Annotated in this window: 22 protein-coding genes; 9 read left to right on the top strand and 13 right to left on the bottom strand. The window is 68.8% G+C overall.

Going from position 1 to position 20,777, the window contains the following annotated elements:
- Positions 1–58: 58 nt before the first annotated feature.
- Both ACWFR3_RS16050 and ACWFR3_RS16045 read right to left on the bottom strand, forming a co-directional pair.
- Positions 59–511: an N-acetyltransferase family protein gene (locus ACWFR3_RS16050; RefSeq protein WP_453735165.1), complete on the bottom strand. Its 453-nt coding sequence runs from the start codon at positions 509–511 to the stop codon at positions 59–61.
- 59 nt (positions 512–570) lie between these two features.
- Entirely contained in the window at positions 571–1,029 is a 459-nt protein-coding gene (locus ACWFR3_RS16045; protein ID WP_365861220.1) for a MarR family winged helix-turn-helix transcriptional regulator, read from the bottom strand.
- A 141-nt stretch (positions 1,030–1,170) separates the two neighbouring features.
- Here ACWFR3_RS16045 and ACWFR3_RS16040 point away from each other — a divergent pair, with 141 nt between their 5' ends.
- Positions 1,171–2,379 (top strand): MFS transporter, encoded by a 1,209-nt coding sequence (locus ACWFR3_RS16040; RefSeq protein ID WP_453735164.1) that lies wholly within the window; start codon positions 1,171–1,173, stop codon positions 2,377–2,379.
- A gap of 65 nt (positions 2,380–2,444) precedes the next feature.
- Positions 2,445–2,870, top strand: coding sequence for a GlcG/HbpS family heme-binding protein (locus ACWFR3_RS16035; RefSeq protein ID WP_453735163.1), 426 nt, complete (start codon positions 2,445–2,447; stop codon positions 2,868–2,870).
- Between the two features lie 104 nt (positions 2,871–2,974).
- Here the strand turns inward: ACWFR3_RS16035 and ACWFR3_RS16030 are convergent, their stop codons facing one another.
- Positions 2,975–3,844: a GNAT family N-acetyltransferase gene (locus ACWFR3_RS16030; protein WP_453735162.1), complete on the bottom strand. Its 870-nt coding sequence runs from the start codon at positions 3,842–3,844 to the stop codon at positions 2,975–2,977.
- 5 nt (positions 3,845–3,849) lie between these two features.
- Complete coding sequence (locus tag ACWFR3_RS16025) at positions 3,850–4,401, bottom strand: DUF2269 domain-containing protein (protein WP_453735161.1); 552 nt, start codon at positions 4,399–4,401, stop codon at positions 3,850–3,852.
- A gap of 76 nt (positions 4,402–4,477) precedes the next feature.
- On the opposite strand from ACWFR3_RS16025, the gene ACWFR3_RS16020 reads away from it, so the two are divergent.
- On the top strand, positions 4,478–5,110 hold the full coding sequence (locus ACWFR3_RS16020) for an HAD family hydrolase (RefSeq protein WP_453735160.1): 633 nt from the start codon (positions 4,478–4,480) through the stop codon (positions 5,108–5,110).
- A 394-nt stretch (positions 5,111–5,504) separates the two neighbouring features.
- Entirely contained in the window at positions 5,505–7,010 is a 1,506-nt protein-coding gene (locus ACWFR3_RS16015) for a globin domain-containing protein (protein ID WP_453735159.1), read from the top strand.
- Between the two features lie 112 nt (positions 7,011–7,122).
- Here ACWFR3_RS16015 and ACWFR3_RS16010 read toward each other — a convergent pair whose 3' ends face one another.
- The 5 genes from ACWFR3_RS16010 to ACWFR3_RS15990 all read right to left on the bottom strand — a co-directional run bounded on the left by ACWFR3_RS16010 (position 7,123) and on the right by ACWFR3_RS15990 (position 10,949).
- Positions 7,123–7,605: an NUDIX domain-containing protein gene (locus ACWFR3_RS16010; protein WP_453735158.1), complete on the bottom strand. Its 483-nt coding sequence runs from the start codon at positions 7,603–7,605 to the stop codon at positions 7,123–7,125.
- A 59-nt stretch (positions 7,606–7,664) separates the two neighbouring features.
- Positions 7,665–8,570, bottom strand: a complete 906-nt coding sequence (locus tag ACWFR3_RS16005; protein ID WP_453735157.1) for a LysR family transcriptional regulator — start codon at positions 8,568–8,570, stop codon at positions 7,665–7,667.
- A 253-nt stretch (positions 8,571–8,823) separates the two neighbouring features.
- A complete protein-coding gene (locus ACWFR3_RS16000; RefSeq protein ID WP_453735156.1) occupies positions 8,824–10,065 on the bottom strand; it encodes a cystathionine gamma-lyase in 1,242 nt (413 codons plus the stop codon).
- Positions 10,062–10,559, bottom strand: coding sequence for a low molecular weight protein-tyrosine-phosphatase (locus ACWFR3_RS15995; RefSeq protein WP_453735155.1), 498 nt, complete (start codon positions 10,557–10,559; stop codon positions 10,062–10,064). The genes ACWFR3_RS16000 and ACWFR3_RS15995 overlap by 4 nt, the downstream gene beginning before the upstream one ends.
- A 9-nt stretch (positions 10,560–10,568) precedes the next feature.
- Positions 10,569–10,949 carry a phage holin family protein gene (locus ACWFR3_RS15990; protein ID WP_453735154.1) on the bottom strand — a complete coding sequence of 127 codons (381 nt, stop codon included), beginning with the start codon at positions 10,947–10,949 and terminating at the stop codon, positions 10,569–10,571.
- A gap of 71 nt (positions 10,950–11,020) precedes the next feature.
- Here ACWFR3_RS15990 and ACWFR3_RS15985 point away from each other — a divergent pair, with 71 nt between their 5' ends.
- From ACWFR3_RS15985 to ACWFR3_RS15970, 4 genes are all read left to right on the top strand, one after another.
- Entirely contained in the window at positions 11,021–11,338 is a 318-nt protein-coding gene (locus tag ACWFR3_RS15985) for a cupin domain-containing protein (RefSeq protein ID WP_453735153.1), read from the top strand.
- A gap of 213 nt (positions 11,339–11,551) precedes the next feature.
- The gene (locus ACWFR3_RS15980) at positions 11,552–11,773 is read left to right on the top strand and encodes a DUF5326 family protein (protein WP_453735152.1); all 222 of its coding nucleotides are present in this window, start codon (positions 11,552–11,554) and stop codon (positions 11,771–11,773) included.
- 388 nt (positions 11,774–12,161) lie between these two features.
- Positions 12,162–12,875, top strand: a complete 714-nt coding sequence (locus tag ACWFR3_RS15975; protein WP_453735151.1) for an IclR family transcriptional regulator — start codon at positions 12,162–12,164, stop codon at positions 12,873–12,875.
- A gap of 103 nt (positions 12,876–12,978) precedes the next feature.
- On the top strand, positions 12,979–13,416 hold the full coding sequence (locus ACWFR3_RS15970) for an SsgA family sporulation/cell division regulator (RefSeq protein WP_453735150.1): 438 nt from the start codon (positions 12,979–12,981) through the stop codon (positions 13,414–13,416).
- A gap of 57 nt (positions 13,417–13,473) precedes the next feature.
- On the opposite strand, the gene ACWFR3_RS15965 is transcribed toward ACWFR3_RS15970, so the two are convergent.
- Positions 13,474–14,889 carry a YibE/F family protein gene (locus tag ACWFR3_RS15965; RefSeq protein WP_453735149.1) on the bottom strand — a complete coding sequence of 472 codons (1,416 nt, stop codon included), beginning with the start codon at positions 14,887–14,889 and terminating at the stop codon, positions 13,474–13,476.
- A gap of 219 nt (positions 14,890–15,108) precedes the next feature.
- Between ACWFR3_RS15965 and thiC the strand changes: the two genes are divergently transcribed.
- The gene (gene thiC, locus ACWFR3_RS15960) at positions 15,109–16,908 is read left to right on the top strand and encodes a phosphomethylpyrimidine synthase ThiC (protein WP_453735148.1); all 1,800 of its coding nucleotides are present in this window, start codon (positions 15,109–15,111) and stop codon (positions 16,906–16,908) included.
- A 171-nt stretch (positions 16,909–17,079) separates the two neighbouring features.
- Here the strand turns inward: thiC and ACWFR3_RS15955 are convergent, their stop codons facing one another.
- The 3 genes from ACWFR3_RS15955 to ACWFR3_RS15945 form a co-directional block, all read right to left on the bottom strand.
- On the bottom strand, positions 17,080–17,955 hold the full coding sequence (locus ACWFR3_RS15955) for a hypothetical protein (protein ID WP_453735147.1): 876 nt from the start codon (positions 17,953–17,955) through the stop codon (positions 17,080–17,082).
- A 182-nt stretch (positions 17,956–18,137) separates the two neighbouring features.
- Positions 18,138–19,235 carry a metallophosphoesterase gene (locus ACWFR3_RS15950; RefSeq protein WP_453735172.1) on the bottom strand — a complete coding sequence of 366 codons (1,098 nt, stop codon included), beginning with the start codon at positions 19,233–19,235 and terminating at the stop codon, positions 18,138–18,140.
- A 237-nt stretch (positions 19,236–19,472) separates the two neighbouring features.
- Entirely contained in the window at positions 19,473–20,594 is a 1,122-nt protein-coding gene (locus ACWFR3_RS15945; protein WP_190082941.1) for a LacI family DNA-binding transcriptional regulator, read from the bottom strand.
- Between the last annotated feature and the right edge of the window lie 183 nt (positions 20,595–20,777).

The raw sequence follows: 20,777 nt of genomic DNA, 5'->3' as shown, positions 1-20,777 counted from the left end.
GGCGTCGTGTTTCACGTGAAACACGACGCCCCACCGGCGTGACCAGTCACCGACAGCTTCAGAGCTGCAGCTTGAAGCCCACATGGGAGGCCGTGAACCCGAGCCGCTCATAGAAGCGGTGGGCATCGGTGCGGGTTGCGTCGGAGGTCAGCTGTACCAACTGGCAGTTCTGGCGCCGGGACTCGTCGACCGCCCACTCGATGAAGCGGGTGCCGAGGCCGCTGCCGCGTTCGTCGGCGTGGACGCGTACGCCTTCGATGATCGACCGCGTGGCCCCCTTCCGGGACAGCCCCGGAACGATCGTGAGCTGGAGCGTGCCGACGACGCGTCCCTCGCGCACGGCGACGACCAGATGCTGGTTCGGGTCCTTGTTGAGCCGCTCGAACGCGGCAAGGTACGGAGTGAGGTCGTCGGGCGACTCGCGCGTGCTGCCCAGAGGGTCATCGGCCAGCATCCCCACGACGGCCGGGATGTCGTCGGCGATCGCCGGGCGTATTTCAAGATCTCCCATGAGCTGCAGCCTATGCAGCAGCCCGCTTTCCTGGCAGGGAAACTGCGGCCACAGGAGTCCTACGCCGGTACGCGCACCGCTTCCACTGCCCTGACCAGCGGCGTGAGCTCCGGGTTGAGCGCTGCCTCGTCCAGTGCCTCGCGCAGTGCGGCGTCGTTGGTGGGGCGCGCCTCGGCGAGGAGCGCGGCGCCCGACTCGCTGACGTCCGTGTAGATGCCGCGGCGATCGGTGGGGCACAGGTAGCGGGAGAGCAGCCCGCGGTCCTCGAGCCGGGTGACCAGGCGCGTGGTGGCGCTCTGGCTGAGGACGACGGCGTCGGCCACCTGCTTCATCTGCAGATGCCCGCCCTCGCCGTCGTGCTGGCGGCTGAGCACATCGAGCAGAGAGTACTCGCGCACGCTCAGGCCGTGCTTGGCCTGCAGGGCGCGCTCGATGTGGGTCTCGATCTTCCCGTGGAGCAGGGAGAGCGCGCACCAGCCCTGCGCAAGGGCGGTCAGTGCGGGGTCCGTCGCTGTCATGGCTCTTGTTCCTCCGTCCCGGAGCTGCTGAGGACCAGGATAGTCCACCGATGCAATATCCGGCGGTTGCAAGTAACCCGCGTGTGCAACTATTGTGGACGCTAGCTAAGCGCACCTGCAACCGTTTTGGAAGGTAGAACCATGCCTCTCGCGCTACTGGCCCTCGCGATCGGGGCCTTCGGAATCGGGACCACAGAGTTCGTGATCATGGGGCTGCTCCCTGAGGTCGCGGGTGACTTCGGCGTCTCCATCCCCACGGCCGGTCTCCTCGTGACCGGCTACGCACTCGGCGTCGTACTCGGCGCTCCCCTGATGACGGTTCTCGGCACCCGCATCTCCCGCAAGCGGATGCTGATGCTGCTCATGGGCCTGTTCATCGCGGGCAACCTGCTCTCCGCCGTGGCCCCGGTATTCGGCGTCATGCTGGCGGGCCGTGTCGTCGCCTCGCTCGCCCACGGTGCCTTTTTCGGCATCGGCTCGGTCGTCGCGGCCGAGCTGGTCGCTCCGCAGAAGAAGGCCGGAGCCATCGCCATGATGTTCACGGGCCTGACCGTGGCCAACGTGGTCGGTGTGCCGCTCGGCACGCTCGTCGGGCAGACCCTCGGCTGGCGCACCACCTTCGCAATCGTCGCGGGGCTCGGCGTCATCGGCCTGGCCGGTATCGCCAAGCTCGTACCGGACCTGCCCAAGCCCGAGGGCGTACGGCTGCGCCATGAGCTGGCCGCGTTCCGCAACGTGCAGGTGCTGCTCGCCATGGCGATGACGATCCTCGGCTTCGGCGGTGTCTTCGCGGCCGTCACCTATCTCGCGCCGATGATGACGGACGTCGCAGGCTACGCGGACTCCTCCGTTACCTGGCTGCTCGTCCTCTTCGGCCTCGGCATGGTCGCGGGCAACCTGATCGGCGGAAAGTTCGCGGATCGCGCCCTGATGCCGCTGCTCTACATCTCCCTGAGCGCGCTGGCCGTCGTACTCGCCCTCTTCACTTTCACCGCGCACAACAAGATCGCGGCAGCCGTGACCATCGGGCTGATCGGCGCCCTGGGCTTCGCCACCGTGCCCCCGCTGCAGAAGCGGGTGCTCGACCAGGCCTCCGGCGCGCCCACGCTCGCCTCGGCCATGAACATCGGCGCCTTCAACCTCGGCAACGCGCTCTCGGCCTGGCTCGGCGGCCTCGTGATCTCCGCGGGCCTCGGCTACACCGCCCCGAACTGGGTGGGCGCCGTCCTCGCGGGCTCCGCGCTCGTCCTGGCCGTCGTCTCGGCCGCCCTGGAGCGCCGCTCGGCCGCTCCCGGCCTGGTCGTCACGGGCGCCGCCCCTGTCGAGCAGGCGCAGCCCGTCCACCACTGACCCCCTGACGAGCCGCCGGCCAGAAACACCGGCGGCCAAGGCACCACACGCACAAGGAGCACCCCATGAGCACCACCACCCCCGCCGTCGCCCCGTTGACCATTCAGGACGCCGAGGCGCTCGTCACCGCGGCCCGCCGCGCGGCCGAGGCGGCCGATGTCACGGTCAGCGTCACCGTCCTCGACGCGGGCGGTCACCTGCTCGCCTTCCGGCGCGACGACCGGGCGGTGCTGATCTCCGGCGAGACCAGCACCCGCAAGGCGTACACGGCGCTGCAGCTCAACGCCCCGACCGCCGACCTCGTCGACCTGGTCAAGCCCGACGGTCCCTTCCACACCCTGCCCACCGCCCTCGACCGTCCGCTGCTCTTCATCGCGGGCGGTGTCCCCGTCCACCGCGACGGCCGTCTGATCGGCGCCATCGGCGTCGGCGGCGGAGCGCCCGAGCAGGACCATGGCTTCGCCACCGCGGCAGTGGAGGACCTCGCGTAGTACGCCACCGCGCGAGGACATGACGAAGGCCCGCCCTCAAGCGCCGGTAACCATCCGGTGCTTGAGGGCGGGCCTCTGTGCTTGGGGGCGGGCCTCTCGTTCGGTCAGCCTGCCGCGACCGTCAGCGGCGCGAAACGACGGGTCCAGTCGCCGGGCAGCCCGGGGATGCCGTACGTCATCACGTCGTTGAAGGCGATCGGCTGGAGGCCGTGCTCCTTCACCCAGGCGAGCAGCTCTTCATGGCGTACGTCGATGTCGGTGCGCAGCGGTCGGTCGGAGCCCGCGGCGAGCGAAGCGATCAGGGCCTTCGCCGTCTCCGTGTCCCGGGCGATGAGAGGGCCGATGACATGGGTCTCCATGTTCGGCCAGGCGCCGGCATAACCAGTGATCGTGCCGTCCGCCTCCGCGACCCTCAACTGGTCGACGAAAGCGCGAAGCCGGGTGAGTACGTGCGTGCGGTCGAGGCCGAAGACCTCGGTGTCGAGACGCACGATCGCGGGCAGGTCCTCCGCGGTCGCCGGCCGGGTGGCGACATCCGGCAGCGGGCCGCCGGGGGTGAACATGCCGCGGACCATTTCGGCGCGGCCGGTGGTCTTGAATCCGAGCTGCTCGTACAGGGGGCGGCCGTTCGGCGTCGCATGGAGGGTGAGCGGAGTGGTGCCCGCGCCTTCGACGACGTACCGCATCAGACGGCGGCCCAGGCCCTTGCGGGCGTGCCGCTCGGCGACAAGGACCATGCCGATGGCGCCGAGGCCGGGGCTCTCCAGTGGGCCGTACTCGGTCACCACGCAGGCGGCGATGAGACCGCCACCGTCGGGGTCATCGATGCCGTAGCCCGTGCCGGCCGAGAGCAGCAGCCCCCATTTGTGGTCCTCGCGTGGCCAGCCACGATCCTGCGACAGGTCGGCGCAGGCGGTGAGGTCGCGGAGGGTTAGTCGGCGGATGGGCAGAGCGGAGAGGATAGGTGTCGACACTCTGCTCAGGCTGTCTGACGCATGACCTTGGCGTCCACCGGTTTGTGGGTAGAGACACGCTTCTTTTGGTCACGTTGCTTCCGGCCGCGGCGGGTGAGGCCCCAGGGCTTGAGCACCGAGATGACCGTCATGAAGAGATAGGCGCTCAGGGAGACGACGGGACCGGCGATCAGGCCGGTCGGGTCCGCCACAGGGGAGCCCGCGGACACGGTGGCCACTGTGTCGTTGATGCCCGGTCGCAGTGCGAAGGCCGACGCGGCGGTGGTGGCCAGGGTCAGCCAGAACTTCGCGTAGACCCAGCGATGCCTGGAGAGTCCCCATGGCGTTCCGAGGGAAAGCAGCAGACCGCTCAGCAGGGTGAGGAGGGCGAGCGGGAGCACCAGCCAGTCCGCGAAGAGCTTCATGGAGCGGGCGGCGGCTTCGGTGGTCGCGGCGGAACCCGTGGTGATGGCCGCGAAGGCGAGCGCGAGCAGCCCGAGCGTGAGCCCGAGCCAGCCTGCGGCGGCGGTGACATGGACGACGAGGGTGGCCCGGCGAGCGGGGCGGCTTAGTTTCACGTGAAACACGGTGCCGGGAGCGACGGTCGAGGGCGTCTGACAGCGGGAGTAACCGCGGGTACTAGCCTCGGCGTACATGGCACGACTTCACCTGTTCGACCTGGACGGAACGCTGCTGCACGGCACGGCGGCCCCCGTGGAGATCTCGCGACAGCTCGGTCTGGAAACGGAGATCGCGGAGCTGGAACGAGACTTTGTCGCGCAGCGGATCGACTCGCCGCAGTACGCGGTCCGTGTGCGCGCGCTATGGGCGGACCTCACGGACAGCGAGGTCACAGCGGCCTTTGAGGGGGCGCCGTGGCTGACGGGGATCAGGGAGACCTGGGCCGAGATCCGGGAGGGAGGGGACTACTGCGCGGTGATCTCGCTGTCGCCGTCGTTCTTCGTGGAGCGGCTGCTCGGCTGGGGTGCGCATGCCGCGCACGGGTCGCGTTTCCCCGCCCTCCCGTTCACCGAGCCGGTGAATCCGACGGGCATCCTCAACGCCGCGGCCAAGGTGAAGATCGCGAAACGTCTCTGTGAAGAGTTCGGGGTCGGGCGGTCCGATTGCGTCGCTTATGGCGACTCGCTCTCGGATCTGGATCTGTTCGGAGCCGTGCCTGTTTCGGTCGCCGTCAATGCGGATCAGCGGCTGGTCGGGCTCGCTACCCACTCTTATGTCGGTCGCGATCTGCGTAAGGCGTATGAATTGGTGCGAGCCGCCGGGTAGTTGGGGCAATTAGCGGGCGTCGGCCACTGAATTCCCGGTGAAGCGCGGCAGGACTTGTGTGCCGGACGGCTGCCGGTATGGTCGAGTCCGGTTCGGGCCGGGTGTATCTCAGCGCACCCCCGGGGGGCACGGGCGGAGGGCAACGCAGCTTAACGGGGCGAAGAGATCGAAGACCTGAACTTTCCGTTATGCGACCGGCGTGACGGTGAGGGATGAGACGCTGCGACAAGGTGACTGCGGGCAATGTCACATTTGACACCTACTTGTCCGTAGGGTCCGGTAATTCGAGGTTCAATGTGGCCACATTGGCTGCCGAGGCGGAGCGGGGAAAGTAAGCGGCTTCCTACAGGGAAGTGCATGGACCGACTGAGAGATGTTCGAGGCGAGGCACAGCATGGACGCTCCGACCACCACGTCGGCGGGCAACGGCACTTCCGGCGACAGCGGCGGTGGAGGCGGCTGGTTCACCCCACGCAAGGCGCCGAAGCAATCGGAGGGCAGCGAGCCGACACGGCCCGAGAGCGGTGAGTCCGGGAGCGGTGAGCCCGAGACGTCCGAAGGGCGCCGGGTGTCCGCCATACGTCCGCTGGGCAGGTCCGGCCCCGCCACGCCCGCCCCCCAGAACCGGCCCGCGCCCGCCCCGGAGAACCCTCCCGCGCCCGAACCCCAGCACTCCGCCGAGGAGCGAATACCGGCGGCCCGACAGGCATCAGAGCCGGCACCTGCGCTGGGCGCGATGCGGCCCGACCTTCAGGCGCAGTCCCGGCCCGCACCGCAGCCCTCCCCCACGGGTTCCCCCGACGCGATCCGCGTCCAGCGCACGATGGCCGAGATAGGCCCCGTCGCCGACAAGGTGACCTCGTACTTCTACGCGCTGCTCTTCACCCGGCACCCCGACCTGCGCCCCCTGTTCCCCGCCGCGATGGACACTCAGCGCGACCGGCTGCTCAAGGCGCTGCTGACCGCGGCCGAACTCATCGACCACTCCGACGTCCTCGCCGAGTATCTGAGGAATCTCGGCCGCGGACATCGCAAGTACGGCACCCGGTCCGAGCACTACCCGGCCGTCGGCGAATGCCTGATCGGCTCGCTCAGCCGGTACGCGAGCGCCGTCTGGGACGAGGAGACCGAGGCCGCCTGGGTGCGGACGTACACGAAGATCTCCCAGATCATGATCGACGCGGCTGCCGCGGATGAACTGCGCGCGCCCGCCTGGTGGCTCGCCGAGGTCGTGTCGCACGACCTCAGAACGCCTGACATCGCTGTCGTCACGGTCCGCCCCGACCAGCCGTACCCCTTTCTTGCAGGCCAGTACACGAGCCTGGAGACGCCCTGGTGGCCGCGGATCTGGCGGCACTACTCGTTCGCGTCGGCACCGCGCTCCGACGGGCTGCTCTCGTTCCACGTGAAGGCGGTCCCCGCGGGCTGGGTCTCCAACGCCCTGGTGCACCACGCGCGGCCGGGTGACGTCCTGCGTCTCGGCGCGCCGGCCGGCTCGATGACCGTCGACCACACCACCGACAGCGGCCTGCTCTGCCTGGGCGGCGGGACGGGCATCGCCCCCATCAAGGCCCTTGTCGAGGACGTCGCCGAGCACGGCGAACGGCGGCCGGTCGAGGTGTTCTACGGCGCCCGCACCGACCACGACCTGTATGACATCGACACGATGATGAGGCTCCAGCAGACCCACCCGTGGCTCTCGGTCCGCCCGGTTGTCGACGATCACGCCCAATTCCCGGAGGCCGTGCGCGAGTACGGTCCCTGGAACGAGTACGACGCCTACCTCTCCGGTCCGCCCGGCATGATCCGCAGCGGTGTGGACGCCCTGCGGGACGTCGGCATCCCCGTCGGCCGCATCCGCCACGACTCCGTGGAGGAACTGATGGCGACGGCTGACTGAGACGCAGCCGGGGATCGGAACGGCCGGGAGCAGCCCTGAGCAGCCTGGAACAGCCTGGAACAGCCAAGCCTGGAATAGCCAAGGGCGGCCCGGGAGCAGGACCGGGAGCAGATCAGCCCAGATCAGGGGCGTGCATCGCGCGTACGCCCTCGATGTTGCCGTCCAGATAGTGCCGCAGCGACAGCGGGACCAGATGGACCGAGGCGATTCCGACTCTGGTGAAGGGCACGTAGACGATCTCGTACTCGCCGCAGGGCTCCTCGATCTCGGGGCCGTGCCGCTGCGCGACGTCCATGGATTCCAGGCGGCAGACGAAGAAGTGCTGCACTTTCACGCCGGTCGTGCTGCTGTCCTCGCCGATGTGCTCGACGGTGTCCACGAAGCAGGGGACGACGTCGGAGATCTTGGCGCCGAGCTCCTCGTGCACCTCACGATGGAGAGCGTCGACCACGGTCGCGTCCTCCGGTTCCACGCCGCCACCAGGGGTGAGCCAGTAGGGATCGACGCCGGGCTTGGTCCGCTTGATCAGGATCAGGTCGTTTCCATCGAGCAGGATGGCGCGTGCGGTGCGCTTGACCACGGGTCGAACGGTCATGGGAGAAATGTGGCCCGGACCGTTCCACGTGAAACATCGTGAACCAGTCGGAGTCTCACTCAAGCCCAGTCCACGGCAGCGCGCAGCAGCCACTCGTGCGCCCGCGCGATATGCGGCATCGCGAGTGTGCCGGTGCGTACGGCGAGGAAATACGTGCGCAGCGGAGGCACCGCCGGGTCCAGCAGGGCCACGACCTCGCCACTCTTGAGAGCGGGCGCACAGAGATAGCGCGGCAGCACGGCGAGCCCTGCCCCGTTGGCGACGCAGGCGAGCACCGCCCGCAGGTCCGGCACAATGACGGCGCCCGATGCGGCCGGACGGGTGTCGAAGACGGCGGCCCAGTATCGGGCGACCAGCGGCAGCGACTCGTGCACCTCCACCACCGGCAGGTTCTCCAGGGCGGAGGCGCCTTTGCGGCGCAGTTTGCCGGGTCCGATGCGGTCGACCCAGTGCGGGCCCGCGACCAGGACGTGCTCCTCGTCGCAGAGAGGGGTCGCGGTGAGCAGCGTGCCCCGTGGCCGGGCCGTGGTGATGGCCAGATCGTGGTGACCGGCGGAGAGCCCGTCGAGGACCTCCTCCGCATTGCCGAACGAGGCACGCAGCGCGAGGCCCTGCCCGTCCTGCCCGGTCAGTGTGGTCAGAGCGGGTAGCGCGCGAGTCGCGGTGAACTCGGGAGGCCCCGCGAGGTGGAGGGTGCGTACCGAGGAGTCCTCTTCGAGCCCCGTCTCGGCGATCTCCACCAGGGCGTCGAGATGCGGGGCGGCCTTGTGGGCGAGTTCGTCCCCGATGGTCGTGGGGGTCACGCCGCGCGCCTGGCGCAGGAACAGGGGGCGGCCCAGTTGCCGCTCGAGGGTGCGTATCTGCGAGGTGACGGCGGGCTGGGACAGGCCGAGCAGGGCTGCCGCACGGGTGAAGGAGCCGGCCCGGTGCACGGTCACAAACGTGCGCAGAAGAGCCAGGTCCACGGTGGTGTCCTCCACTCCCGGCCCTTGGGGCCGCGCCCAACTATAAATATGTCGATAGGTCTCTGCCGCTACTGTGATTGGACACTGACACAGAGTCAACTAGCCTTGTTCGCGCGGTTCTTCGCGCGCAGAACCGGAACGGTCCGAGCCACGAGGGGGGAGGCTCGGACCGTTCGTTCTGCGTAGCCCGGTACTAGCCGCGTTGTACGCGGCCTCGTACCGGCAGGCGGCGGACCGCACGCTTCCAGGGCCGTCAGTCAGCCGACTCGTCCAGTGCGCGCAGCACGTCCGCGACCAGGTCAGCGGGGTCCTCGGAGCCGGCCGAGAGGCGGATGAAGCCCTCCGCGACGGCGTCCCCGCCCCAGCGGCCACGCCGCTCGGCGGTGGAACGTACACCGCCGAAACTCGTGGCATCGTCAACCAGGCGCAGCGCGTCGAGGAAACGGTCGGCACGTACGCGCGAGGGCAGCGTGAAGGAGACCACGCACCCGAAGCGCCGCATCTGCTGCGAGGCGATCTTGTACGAGGGGTCGTCCGGAAGCCCGGGATAGCGCAGCCCGGTCACCTCACCGCGGCTGCGCAGCGCCTCGGCCACGGCCAGGGCGTTGGCGTTCTGCCGCTCGGCGCGAAGCTGGAGCGTGGCGAGCGAACGGTGCGCCAGCCAGGCCTCCATCGGCCCGGGGATGGCACCGACGATCTTGCGCCAGCGCCGTACGGAAGCGGTCAACTCCGCGTCGCGGCAGGCAACGTATCCAAGGAGGATGTCGCCGTGGCCGGTGAGCATCTTCGTGCCGCTGGCCACGGAGAAGTCCGCGCCGAGTTCGAGGGGGCGCTGGCCGAGCGGTGTGGCCAGGGTGTTGTCGACCGCCACCAGGGCACCACGCGCGTGTGCCGCGTCGGCGAGGCGCCGTACGTCGCACACGTCGAGGCCCGGGTTCGACGGCGTCTCGATCCACAGCAGCTTGGCGCCGTCCAGGACGTCGAGCTGGGCGTCGTTGCCGGTCGGGGCCGTGCGTACCTCGATGCCGTACGCGGTGAGCTGCTCCCTGACCAGGGGCAGCGCCTGATAGCCGTCGTCCGGCAGGACCACCGCGTCACCGGCGCGCAGCTGCGAGAAGAGCACCGCCGAGATGGCGGCCATCCCGGAGGCGAAGACCAGGGTCTCGACGTCGGCCGCGGGTGCCCCGTCACTGCCCTCGCCCGAAGCATCGCCCGAAGCATTGGCCGAGGCCCCGCCGGCTGCGTCGCCCGGCGCTTCGAGCTCGCCGATCGCCTGTTCGAGGAGCGTCCAGGTCGGGTTGTCGTCCCGTCCATAGGTGTACGGACCCGTGGGATCGCCCGGCAGGTGGAAGTGCGCGGCGAACACGGGGCCCGGAAGGGTCGGCTCGTGCTTCACCGGCTCGGGGAGCCCGGCCCGCACCGCTCTCGTGCCGTCGCCCATCCCGGTGCCTGTTCCCGCGCCGGTACCTGCGGTTATCCCTGCGGAGTCCGTCATGCCGCCCGCCTTTCCTCTGCTTCGCGTACAGCGTCGAGCAGTCCCTCGCTCGCCGCCTCCACCATTCTCAGGCACTCGTCGAACCCGTCGTCCTCTCCGTAGTACGGATCGGGGACGTCAAGGTCGCCCGGGTCGACGGCCTCGGGGTCGTACGAGCGCAGCAGCCGCACCTTGTCCGCGTCGGCCGCCGTGGGCGCCAGGCGCCGCAGGGCCCGCAGATGGCCGGAGTCCAGGGCGATCACCAGGTCGAGCCGCGAGAACCAGGAGGCCTCGAAACGGCGCGCCACGTGATCGCTCTCATAGCCGGCAGCCGCCAGGACGGCGACGGTGCGCGGATCGGCGCCGTCCCCCTCGTGCCAGCCGTCGGTGCCCGCGCTGTCCACCCGGACAAGTCCGCCGAGTCCGGCCTCGTCGACCCGCGCGCGGAAGACGGACTCGGCCATGGGGGACCGGCAGATGTTGCCGGTGCAGACGAAGCTCACGGAGAAGGCCATGGGGCGGGCTCAGTCCTTGTCGTCGGGCAGGACGACGTTCAACGCCCAGGACACGATCGAGATGATCAGGCCGCCGAGTACGGCGGTCCAGAACCCCTCGACGTGGAAGCTCACGTCGAACTTGTCGGCAAGCCACGAGGTGAGCAGCAGCATCAGGGCGTTGACCACGAGCGTGATCAGGCCGAGGGTCAGAATGAACAGCGGGAAGGTGAGCACCTTCACGATCGGCTTGACCAGGAAGTTCACCAGACCGAAGAGCAGCGCGACGACGATCAGCGTGATCGTCTTCCCGCCCGTGCTGTCACCGGTCAGCGTGATCTTGTCGAGGAGCCACACGGCGACGGCCAGGGCCGCCGCGTTGGCGATCGTCTTGACTACGAAATTCTTCATGTGTCTGATCGTTGCAGACGGACGGCCAGAGCGGTCGGCCCGCTAGGTGGGGCAAGGGGCGTACGAGGACGATGAAGGCATTCCGGCTGGATGAACTGGAGACGGAGCGCGCCGCGAACGACGGTGCGTACCTGCAGTTTCTGCGCGAGCGGAACATGTCGGTCGGGCTGTACGCGCTCGATGCCGGGGACACCGATCCGCAGCAGCCCCACCAGCAGGACGAGGTCTACATGATCGTCAGCGGTCGGGCGTCGATCACGGTCGGCATGGAGACCACCCAGGTCGCCCGCGGCAGTGTCGTCTATGTGCCGGCCGGGGTGGCCCACAAGTTCCATCACATCAGCGAGGACCTGCGGGTGCTCGTGGTCTTCTCGCCGCCCGAGGGCTGACCGCCTTACGAAAGGCTGACCGCTTACGAAGGGCTGGCGCCCTTACGAAGCGCTGTTCCCCTCCTGCGGGCTGACTTATCGGGGCTGCGACCTCGGGGTTCCCTAGGGGGAGGATCAGGGGAGGACAAGGGATGCGAGGCCCCCGTCGGGCACTCCGCCGCCCTAGCATCGAATGCAAGAAGTAGGACAGGTGCGGGAGAGAGGTCAAGGACGATGGCAGCGCAGGAAATCTTCTCGGGATTGCCGTGGTGGGTGAAGTGGATCGCGGTGCCGGTCATCGCCCTGGTCGTGTTCGGCAGCGTGATAGCGACCGTCGTGGGATTCGTCGTCGGCCTGTTGTTCAAGGCACTGATTTTCGTCGCCCTGGTGGGTGGACTCATCTACGTCGTACGGAAGTTCATATCCGGTTCGACCTCGTCACGCGGCAATTGGTGATTCCCGGCCACAGTTCGCTCGGGTGGGGGAAGTTTCCAGGTGCGGCGCCTTAGGCCGGTGACCAACGGTTAGAGTCCGAAAACCGGCGCGGGGCGAGCCCCGCACGGGCGCACTGCGCTCCCACCCGTGTATCCCCGGGCACGGGCGGAACCCCCACGCGTTTCGGGAGTGAACCTTGGCCACGGTTGACGCCACACCCGCAGACACCACTGACGCCGCTGAGACCGCAGACGCCGCAGAGACGGCAGACGCCGCGAAGACGGCAGAGACCGCGGCGACCGCCGGCACAGCCGGCGCCTCGCCCAACGACGCCCCGTACGGGGCGTCGTCGAGGGCCACGGCCTCAACCTCCGCTCCGCCGACTCTCATTGGCTCCGTACAGCGGGCGATGCGCTTGCTGGAGGCCGCCTCCGACCACCAGGAGGGGGCGCCCGCCAAACAGTTGGCCCGTGAGGCGGGACTCGCGTTGCCCACGGCGTATCACCTGTTGCGCACGCTGACGCACGAGGGCTATCTGCGCCGGGACAAGGGTGTGCTCGTGCTCGGCGAGGCCGCCGAGCGGCTGAGCGCGAGCGGGGCGCAGCAGAATCGTCGCGGCATGATCAGGGAGGCCTTGGGGCACTGGCGTGACGTCATCGGGGTGCCGGTGTATTTCGCCCTCTACCGCGAGGGCGAGATCGAGGTGGTGGCCGTCGCGGACACGCCCGGGAATCCCGCCGTGGAGGAATGGGCCGACTTCCGCGAGACCGGACACGCCCATGCGATCGGGCAATGTCTTCTCTCCCAACTCGACGACGAGCAGCGGCAGGACCACCTCTCCCGCTACCCGGTGCAGTCGATCACTCCGTACTCGGTCCGTGACGGCAGGAGTCTGCTGCGCCGGCTGGACGGGATGGGCCGTATGAAGCCCGTGGTGGAGCGGCAGGAGTACGCGTTGGGGACGGTCTGCGCCGCGATTCCGATCACTGCGGGTAACGCAGCGGGGACCATGGCGATCTCCGTTCCCTCCTATCAGGAAGATCGACTACTGCCCGCAGCCGAGCGCCTGCAAGACGAGATCGGGAAGTTGTTGGGGACACTGGCTTTCTCTATCAGCATCTGAAAACTCACTCCTTGTGATCTGATGTGTACGTTAAGCAAGATGCCAAGAGTGTCAGGGAGTTGGTTCCTGGCCAGTCGAGCTTCAGCGACGGGGTAGGCGGGCGATGCGAGAGTCGGTCCAGGCAGAGGTCATGATGAACTTCCTCGTCTCCGAGGAGTTGTCGTTTCGCATCCCGGTGGAGCTGCGTTACGAGGCCGGCGATCCGTACGCCGTCCGGTTCACCTTCCACCTCCCCGGCGATGCCCCCGTGACCTGGGCCTTCGGGCGCGAGCTACTGGTCGACGGGGTGGGCGGAGCGTGCGGTGAGGGCGACGTGCACATCGCGCCCACCGATCCCGAACTGCTCGACGAGGTGCTGATCAGGCTTCAGGTGGGTTCGGACCAGGCGCTGTTCCGGGTAGGAATCCCGCCGTTGCTCGCCTTCCTCGACCGTACGGACAAGCTGGTCCCGCTGGGTCAGGAGCGGGCGCTCGCCGACTTCGAGACGCACCTGGACGAAGCGTTGGACCGGATCCTCGCCGAGGAGCAGAGCGCGGGCTGACCTCGCGCGCCGGGCGAAGCCGTACGGCAGATTGGTGCATTTTGTGGCATCGGCCGCTCAGGCCTTGCGGCGCCGTCCCTTTCCGCCACGGGTCTGCTTGGGGGCGGGGGTCGCACCGCTGCCCGGATGGCCCGCACTGCCCGGATGGCCCGCGCTGCCGGGATGGGCCGCCGGGGTCGGACGGTTCGCCGGGGCAGACCGGTCGGCCGAGACCACCAGGGCCGCGAGCGCCGTCGTCACCGGTACCGAGGCGACCAGGCCGATCGAGCCGACCAGGGTGCGCACGATCTCCTCGGCCACCAGCTCGCTGTTGGCCACCGTGCCCACGCTGCTCTGCGCGATCGAGAAGAGCAGAAGCAGGGGCAGCGCCGCGCCCGCGTAGGCCAGGACCAGGGTGTTGACGACCGAGGCGATGTGATCGCGGCCGATGCGGATGGCCGCGCCGTACAGTCCGCGCCAGCCCATCGTGGGGTTGGCCTGGTGCAGTTCCCAGACGGCGGACGTCTGCGTCACCGTCACGTCGTCGAGTACGCCGAGCGAGCCGATGATGACGCCGGCGAGCAGCAGACCGCTCATGTCGATGGACGGGTACAGGCCGTGGATCAGGCCGGTGTTGTCGTCCGTGTTGCCGGTCAGCGAGGCCCAGCCGATGAAGAGCGAGCCGAGCAGCCCGATGAGGAGCAGAGAGATCAGCGTGCCCAGGACCGCGACCGACGTGCGGGCCGTGAGACCGTGGCACAGATAGAGCGCGATCAGCATGATGGCGCTGGCCCCGATCACCGCAACGACCAGCGGGTTCGAGCCCTGCAGGATGGCGGGCAGGATGAAGAACGTCAGGACCAGGAAGCTCAACGCCAGTGCGATCAGGGCCATCAGGCCGCGCAGCCGTCCCACCACGACGACGGCGAGGGCGAAGATCCCGGCGAGCAGCGCCATGGGGAACTTCCGGTTCACGTCGGTGACCGAGTACTGCAGTTCCTCCGGGGCCGTGGGCTCGTAGGCGACCACCACCTCCTGACCTTGGCGCAACTGCCGCGGCGAGTCGGGCTGGACGATCTCGGTGAACGTGCGGCCCTTGTCCTTGCCGCTCGTCACCTCGATCGTCGCCTTCTTGCAGACGCCCTTCGCACGGGACTGCGCGGACTGCCCCTCGGCGGTGGAGGTGTCGCCGTTGGGCGGGGTCTGCGAGGCGTTGACGTCCTTGCAGGGGAGCTCCTGCACCTTCGTCACGTCCGCCGACTGGGTCTGGCGGTCGAAGCCGACTCCGGTGCGCTCGTGGGCCGGTGCGCCGCCGGGCCAGAAGACCGCGAGTCCCACGATCACCGCGGTGGCGAAAGGAATCAGCACGGCGGCGATGACCTTGCGCAGATGCTTCGATACGGGCGCGGCCGGACCGTGGCTGTGGGAGTGCCCATGCGGGTCCGGAGGCGTGTTCGGGACGGGCGGCTGGGACGGCGGCTCTGTGGTGGTCACTGCCCGATCATCGCAAGAACGGAGAGGGCCCTCTGTTCAGCGCGCCCGATATGACGCTAGCGTGGAGCCACCTTTGCAATCGCGGGAGCTCGGAGCACCGGGCTGAGAGGGCGCTGACCTCCGTACGAAGCGGCACAAAAAGTGCACGAGCCGTACGGGATTCGCTGCGTCGACCGCCGAACCTGTTACCGGGTAATGCCGGCGTAGGGAGTAGGTCTCATGACCACATCGGACGCACGCACGCCTGCCTCGACGCAGAACGCGCAGAACGCGCAGCACCAGAGCGACGAGGCCGGGAAGTCCATCGGCTGGCACAAGGCGTATGTCGAGGGCTCGCGCCCCGATCTGCGGGTGCCGGTCCGCCAGGTGCACCTCACCAACGGCAAGGCCGTGACGCTGTACGACACTTCGGGTCCGTACACCGACGAGTCCATCGACACCGACGTCCGCAGGGGCCTGGCACCCCTCCGCGAGAACTGGATCATCGCCCGCGGCGACACCGAGGAGTACACGGGCCGCCCGCCCCGTCCCGAGGACGACGGCATCAAGCACACCTCGCCGCGCGGAGGCCTGAAGAACCTCGACGCGGTCTTCCCCGGCCGCCCGCGGCAGCCGCGCAGGGGGCGCGCGGGACAGGCGGTGACGCAGCTCGCGTACGCCCGCCGCGGTGAGATCACGCCCGAGATGGAGTTCATCGGGATCCGCGAGAACCTCGACCCCGAGGTCGTACGCGCGGAGGTCGCCGCGGGCCGCGCGGTCATCCCCGCCAACGTCAATCACCCGGAGATCGAGCCGATGATCATCGGCAAGAAGTTCCTGGTGAAGGTGAACGCCAACATCGGCAACTCCGCGGTGACCTCCTCCATCGAGGAGGAGGTGGACAAGATGACCTGGGCGACCAAGTGGGGCGCCGACACGGTCATGGACCTCTCCACCGGGCGCAACATCCACACCACCCGCGAGTGGGTCCTGCGCAACTCCCCCGTGCCCATCGGCACCGTGCCGCTCTATCAGGCCCTGGAGAAGGTCGACGGCCAGGCCGAGGCGCTGACCTGGGAGATCTATAAGGACACGGTCATCGAGCAGGCCGAACAGGGCGTGGACTACATGACGGTGCACGCGGGCGTGCGCCTTCCGTACGTGCCGCTGACCGCCAACCGCAAGACCGGCATCGTCTCGCGCGGCGGCTCGATCATGGCGGCGTGGTGCCTCGCGCACCACAAGGAGAGCTTCCTCTACGAGAACTTCGAGGAGCTCTGCGAGATCCTCGCGTCGTACGACGTGACGTACTCGCTCGGCGACGGCCTGCGCCCCGGCTCGATCGCGGACGCCAACGACGAGGCGCAGTTCGCCGAGCTGCGCACCCTCGGGGAACTCAACACGATCGCCAAGCGTTATAACGTACAGACGATGATCGAGGGCCCGGGCCACGTCCCGATGCACAAGATCAAGGAGAACATCGACCTCCAGCAGGAGATCTGCGAGGAGGCGCCGTTCTACACGCTCGGCCCGCTGACCACCGACATCGCGCCGGCGTACGACCACATCACCTCCGGCATCGGCGCCGCGATGATCGGCTGGTGGGGCACGGCGATGCTCTGCTACGTCACGCCCAAGGAGCACCTGGGCCTGCCCAACCGCGACGACGTGAAGACCGGCGTCATCACGTACAAGATCGCGGCCCACGCGGCGGACCTCGCCAAGGGCCACCCCGGCGCGCAGGACTGGGACGACGCGCTCTCCGACGCACGCTTCGAGTTCCGCTGGGAGGACCAGTTCAACCTGGCCCTCGACCCGGTCACGGCACGGGAGTTCCACGACGAGACGCTCCCCGCCGAGCCCGCGAAGACGGCGCACTTCTGCTCGATGTGCGGGCCGAAGTTCTGCTCCATGAAGATCTCGCACGACATCCGGCGTGAGCACGGCGGCACGCAGGAGGAGATCGCGGCCGGCATGGACCAGAAGTCCAAGGAGTTCGCGGCAGCCGGAAACCGCGTGTACCTGCCGATCGCCGACTGACCGGCGCCATTCAAGGCGGGCGCCACCTCAAGGCGCCACCTCACGACGTGACCGAGCAGCTTTAAGGCACCGTGTTACGGCGCGGCTCTTCGACGGCGCGGCTCTTCGGGCGGACGGTCATCGCCGTCCGCCCGAAGCCGCGCCATGCACTGCCCCGAAGCCCGCCGCGTCCTACTCCGGCTTGTGGTCGGGGCCGCCGAAGTCCGGGCTCGAGAAGTCCGGGCTCGAGAAGCTCGGGCGAGGTCCCGTCGCCTGGCCGCCTCCCGGGCTGCTGAATCCCGGCCTGTGATAGCCGAGTTGGGGCATCCGGCCGTGCGGGTCCGCAGCCGGTGTGCGGGCCGCGTGAGCCGCCCCCGGATCCGCGAGCGCCTCCCGCAGGAACGGCAGGACGCCGCGCTCCATGAGTGCCTCGCCCCAGGCTTCCCTGGCGCGAACCACCTCCTCGTTCTGTTCGCCGTACGAACCGGCCTGGAGCGAAGTGGAGCCGTTGCGCAGGGCGGTCAGGAGCAGACCGACCGCGCCGACCAGGATGCCCCCCGCGGTGAGCGCGCCGAACAGCCATCCCGCGGTGAGCAGGGTGTCCGCGAAGGCGGGCTCCGGGTTGAGCATCTTCAGGATGTAGCCGACGAGCAGGAAGATCGCGGCGGCCGCCCCGGCGAGAACGGGGGCGAGCACCGCGACGACGGCGACGGCGCCCGCCCCCGAAGCCTGAACGGTGACCTCCCCCATCGTGGTGGCGATACCGAGACCGCCGGAACCGGCTTCCGCCGTGCCCTCGGTGCTCCGCTCGCGGATCGATGGTGCGGCGGATCCGTTTTCGCGCAGTTCCTCGCGGACCTTCACGTAGTGCGTGTACTCGGTCGTTGCGGCGGCAGTGATCAGCGCGGTGGCGTTCAGCGCCATCGTGCGCAGCTGCTCGGGATTGAGCCGCTCGCCCAGTGCGGCTAGATCAGGACGGTTCGGTGCGGTGCGCAGCGCCTCATCGAGGATCCGCTCGTACTCGGGGCGGTCCTCATTGAGCAGTTGTGGAGCGCTGTTCATGTGCATCCCCCGATGCTCCGTAGGGCTTGGGAGCTCGCATGGCTGCGAGCCGTCGGGCAGAAACGGAGGGGAGCCTGCTACGGATAAGCCGATGGTAGAGCCGTGACGGCACGCGGTGACAGGGGGTTTCCAGAAATAGGCCCCCCGGCCCGCGTGATCGTGTAAGGGTGCGCCTGCCCAGTGAACGCTCAGTTATCCAGGGGCAGTTGGCAGACCAGCAGTTTTCCGGCCATGGTCACGCCGCCGTCCATGGCGATGGCCAGTCCGCCTGCGTAGATGTGTGGTCCCTCGATGACGGGTCCGCCGCCGTCGGAGTCATCTTCTGAGCCGACATCGCCGAGCAGATACGGGATGGGGCTGTGGCCATGCACGATGCGGTGGCCGCCGTACATGTCGAGGAGTTCACGTACGGCACCCGGGCCCGACTCGTCGCGGAAGGCGAAGCGCTTGGTGAACTTCCTGAAGAGGTCCCAGCACTCGTCGGCGTCGTTGCGGGTGAGGGTCTCGCGGACCGTGTCGTTCACGGCTTCGATCGAGTCGCCGTAATCCAGATAGGCGGTCGTGTCGGAGTGCATCAGGAGATGCCCGTCCTCCGACTCGATCGCGTCGAGGCGGGCCATCCACTGCAGGTGGTGGTCCTCCAAGCGCTCCATGTCGGTCTTCTGGCCGCCGTTCAGGAGCCAGGCGGCCTGGAAGGTGGCCGTGCCGGCGCCGGAGTTGACCGGGGTGTCGCCGAACCGCTTGGCGCCGAGCAGGAGCAGCTCGTGGTTGCCCATCAGAGCCTTGCAGTAGCCGCCCGCGGCGGCCGCCTGCGCGGACAGGCGCATCACGAGGTCGATGACGCCGATGCCGTCCGGGCCGCGGTCGGTGAAGTCGCCGAGGAACCACAGGCGCGCGTTCCCAGCGGACCAGTCGCCGTCCCCGTCGATGAGGCCCTGCTCGTGGAGTGCCCCGAGCAGCTCGTCCAGATAGCCGTGCACATCGCCCACGACGAACAGCGGACCGTGTTCGTCGGTCGGCGCCTGCGGAGGCTCCGGCATGGGCTGCACCTCCACTTGCACGGTGTCCCCGCGATTGATGACCGGCAGGTCGCGCTGGGTCGGGGTGTAGCCCTCGTCGGGCACTCCGGTGATCTCCACCGGCGCGCCCGGAGCCGCCACATCCGCCGAACCCCCCTGGACCGGCCCGGTCTCATGGACGTACGCCGGAACGCGGAAGTCGCGCAACGTCGCCGTCCGCACATCGGGTCCCTGACCGGCCCCCTGAGTCATCGACCCCTCCACCACCATTGCGCCGCATCTGCACCGAGAACGGACTGCCTGGTCGCAGCGGCCCGCGGTGTCGTCCGCCCATCATAGGAATGCGGCTCGCGCTGTGTGGTGCACCAGGGGTGGTGAATCAGTGCTGAACCCCAGTTCACCGAGGTTTTCTCCCGAATTGGGTAGGGGTTTCCCCCCGGGCCATGACCGGGCAGTGCCGGGCACTGCCCGGTTGACGGGGGTTCTCCCCGCCGAGCGGTCCGCTCAACCCGGTCCGGGCGAGCGGGGTGGGCTGACCGTCGTACGCGGTGGACGTCGCTCGGACGAGGTGCGCACGATCAGCTCCGTCGGTATCACCTGCTCGACGGGACGGCCCGAATCCAGTCCTTCGATGGCGTCGATGAGCAACTGGACCACGGCCGTGCCGATGCGGCGCGGTTTGAGCGAGAGCGTGGTGATGGGCGGTTCGGTGGTGGCGTAGACGGTGGACTCGCTGCAGCACACGAGCAGCAGGTCGTCCGGGACACGCAGTCCGTACCGCCGGGCGGCGGCGAGGAGATCGGTGCCGTTCGGGTCGAAGAGGCCGTAGACGGCGTCGGGCCGGTCGGGTCTGGCGAGCAGCCGGTCGGCCGCGACGGCGCCGGCACACGGGTCGTGGGCCGGGTAGGACTCGTAGACCGGGTCCTGGCCGACGCGCTCGCACCAGCGCAGATAGGCGGTCGTGGACAGATGGGTGTAGGTGTCCGTGGTGGTCCCGGTGAGAAGCCCGATACGGCGGGCTCCGGCCGCCGCGAGGTGGTCGAGGATCTCCAGGACCGCCGCCTCGTGGTCGTTGTCGACCCAGGCGGTGACCGGCAGAGAACCGGCCGGGCGGCCGTCGGACACCACGGGAAGGCCTTGGCGCACGAGCTCGCTGACGACGGGGTCGTGGTCGGACGGATCGACGACGACGGTGCCGTCGAGCGCTACGTTCGACCACACGTCGACGGGGCTGCGCCGGGAGGTGGCGGGCAGGATGACAAGGGCGTAGCCGCGGGCCAGCGCGGCCGAGGTCGCGGCTCTGGCCATCTCCGCGAAGTACGCGAATTCGGTGAAGGTGAAAGGTTCATCCCCGTAGGTCGTCACGGTCAGGCCGATCAGGCCCGACTTGCCGGTACGGAGCGTTCGGGCCGCCGCGGAAGGGCGATAGCCCAGCCGTTCGGCGACCTCGCGGACATGGCGTCGGGTGGCGTCCGGGAGCCGGCCCTTGCCGTTGAGTGCGTCGGAGACAGTCGTGATGGAGACACCGGCGGCGGCGGCGACGTCTCTGATGCCCGCTCGGCTCTGCCGGTTGCCCCGGCGGGCGGTCTCCGCTCGGCTCACCTGGTGGTTCCCTGCTGCTGTCATGGCGAGCCGATAGTAGGGCTCATGGGGGTGGGTAGGGCGGACGCATATTCACTCGTTGACAGGCACGTTTCTGCATGGCGAAAGTAGGTCAACGACCTTGGATTGTAAGGGAGTTGACGGGTTGTGGGGGTGACGCTCCCTTGTCGCCGCGCACGGGCCTGCCAATGGAGCGAGGTTTCGAAG

It is taken from the genome of Streptomyces sp. NPDC055189 (assembly GCF_053606765.1).
The sequence above is the reverse complement of the archived record's forward strand: the minus strand, read 5'-3'. Positions and strand labels throughout refer to the sequence as shown.

Excerpts from the sequence above, each read along its gene's own strand:
- ACWFR3_RS16020 (WP_453735160.1), top strand. The coding sequence starts at position 4,478 with ATGGCACGACTTCACCTGTTCGACCTGGACGGAACGCTGCTGCACGGC.
- ACWFR3_RS15970 (WP_453735150.1), top strand. The coding sequence starts at position 12,979 with ATGCGAGAGTCGGTCCAGGCAGAGGTCATGATGAACTTCCTCGTCTCC.
- ACWFR3_RS16015 (WP_453735159.1), top strand. The coding sequence starts at position 5,505 with ATGGACGCTCCGACCACCACGTCGGCGGGCAACGGCACTTCCGGCGAC.
- ACWFR3_RS16000 (WP_453735156.1), bottom strand. The coding sequence starts at position 10,065 with ATGACGGACTCCGCAGGGATAACCGCAGGTACCGGCGCGGGAACAGGC.
- ACWFR3_RS16035 (WP_453735163.1), top strand. The coding sequence starts at position 2,445 with ATGAGCACCACCACCCCCGCCGTCGCCCCGTTGACCATTCAGGACGCC.
- ACWFR3_RS16010 (WP_453735158.1), bottom strand. The coding sequence starts at position 7,605 with ATGACCGTTCGACCCGTGGTCAAGCGCACCGCACGCGCCATCCTGCTC.
- ACWFR3_RS15945 (WP_190082941.1), bottom strand. The coding sequence starts at position 20,594 with ATGACAGCAGCAGGGAACCACCAGGTGAGCCGAGCGGAGACCGCCCGC.
- ACWFR3_RS16040 (WP_453735164.1), top strand. The coding sequence starts at position 1,171 with ATGCCTCTCGCGCTACTGGCCCTCGCGATCGGGGCCTTCGGAATCGGG.
- ACWFR3_RS15990 (WP_453735154.1), bottom strand. The coding sequence starts at position 10,949 with ATGAAGAATTTCGTAGTCAAGACGATCGCCAACGCGGCGGCCCTGGCC.
- ACWFR3_RS16045 (WP_365861220.1), bottom strand. The coding sequence starts at position 1,029 with ATGACAGCGACGGACCCCGCACTGACCGCCCTTGCGCAGGGCTGGTGC.
- ACWFR3_RS15975 (WP_453735151.1), top strand. The coding sequence starts at position 12,162 with ATGCGCTTGCTGGAGGCCGCCTCCGACCACCAGGAGGGGGCGCCCGCC.
- ACWFR3_RS15985 (WP_453735153.1), top strand. The coding sequence starts at position 11,021 with ATGAAGGCATTCCGGCTGGATGAACTGGAGACGGAGCGCGCCGCGAAC.
- ACWFR3_RS15995 (WP_453735155.1), bottom strand. The coding sequence starts at position 10,559 with ATGGCCTTCTCCGTGAGCTTCGTCTGCACCGGCAACATCTGCCGGTCC.
- ACWFR3_RS16050 (WP_453735165.1), bottom strand. The coding sequence starts at position 511 with ATGGGAGATCTTGAAATACGCCCGGCGATCGCCGACGACATCCCGGCC.
- thiC (WP_453735148.1), top strand. The coding sequence starts at position 15,109 with ATGACCACATCGGACGCACGCACGCCTGCCTCGACGCAGAACGCGCAG.
- ACWFR3_RS15955 (WP_453735147.1), bottom strand. The coding sequence starts at position 17,955 with ATGCACATGAACAGCGCTCCACAACTGCTCAATGAGGACCGCCCCGAG.
- ACWFR3_RS15980 (WP_453735152.1), top strand. The coding sequence starts at position 11,552 with ATGGCAGCGCAGGAAATCTTCTCGGGATTGCCGTGGTGGGTGAAGTGG.